Below are 1,201 nucleotides of genomic sequence, written 5' to 3'. Positions count from 1 at the left end.
CAGCTATCAGCTTAAGCGCTACGCGCACGCTACGCGAACAGCTATCAGCTATCAGCTATCAGCATACGGCGGTTTGCATAACGATCAGGTCTTATACTTTCGGTGTCACTTCTAGTCGATTGGCAATGGCATCCACTACGGTTTCAAAAATGCCCAGGGAGTTTTCCACCATGGTGTTGAGGGTATCGAGCAGGGGATTAATTTCACAAATTTCCCAACAACACACCCGTGGATCTTTAACCAAAGTTTCGTTGAGCAGACAGGCTTCCTTGACAAAAATCCCATTTGGAGCCGGGGTTCCCGTTCCCATACAAATTGTCGAGTCCATACTGTCCACGTCAAAGGTAACGTAAATTAGATCCACCCCTTTTAGCTTCTCTAAACACCGTTGAGCAACGACATCCGCACCCAAGGTACGAACGTGCTCACTGGTCATGTTTAGGATTTGGTGTGTTTCAATCAAGTGGTCTTCCGCCTCTTCGGTATCTCGTACCGCAACATAAACCAAATCCTCAATGCTAAAATTCGCGCCATCTGCCAGCCCCAATCTTTGGCACAGGTTCCACAGTTCTAAGGTGTCTGAGTCAAGATCATTGATTTGCTTGGCCAGATTATCAGTAGCAGTCGCCATCGCCAGAGGCATCCCATGCATATTTCCCGATGGAGTTGTATAGGGGGAGTGAATATCGGCATGGGCATCAATCCAAACCACTCCCAGGCGATGATTCGGAAAGGCTTTTTTGATTCCGGCGATTGTCCCTGCTGCCGTTGAATGATCGCCACCGAGTACAACGGGAAACAGTCCTTCCTGTAGGGTTTGGGCGACTACATCGGTGGTTCGGCTCAGCACCTGATATAGCTTGTCAATATACTTGGCGTACTGATGTTTGTGTCCCAAAGCATCTGCCCAATTTTCCGTTTGTACTTGTAAACTATCCAGACTCAACACACCATTCTCCGCATGCACCCGTGCCGCCTGTTTTTGGATTGCAGCTTCTCTCAAAGCAGCAGTTCCCATGGATTGACCGCGCGTTCCTGCTCCTAATTCCGAATCAACTTCAATCAGGGCAATGGAGGAAAACTTTGCGACTTTCTGGTACTGAAGTAAAATCTTTTTGAAACTGCGTAAGCCTGCGATCGAAATCTTCAGAGCCGATTCATAAGTCTGAGTGGCAATAAACTCTTCAAAATCAATTTCACA

1 protein-coding gene is annotated in these 1,201 nt (G+C 47.5%); it reads right to left on the bottom strand.

Annotation, left to right across the window (positions count from 1 at the left end; translation table 11 throughout):
- Positions 1 to 91 precede the first annotated feature (91 nt).
- Positions 92 to 1,201 (bottom strand): arginase (locus F6K53_RS43900; RefSeq protein WP_293087128.1); only part of this gene is annotated, 1,110 nt, incomplete at its 5' end.

It is taken from the genome of Moorena sp. SIO4A1 (assembly GCF_010672065.1).
In the GTDB taxonomy this organism is placed as follows: Bacteria; Cyanobacteriota; Cyanobacteriia; order Cyanobacteriales; family Coleofasciculaceae; genus Moorena.
This window is presented reverse-complemented; position numbering and strand designations above follow the sequence as displayed.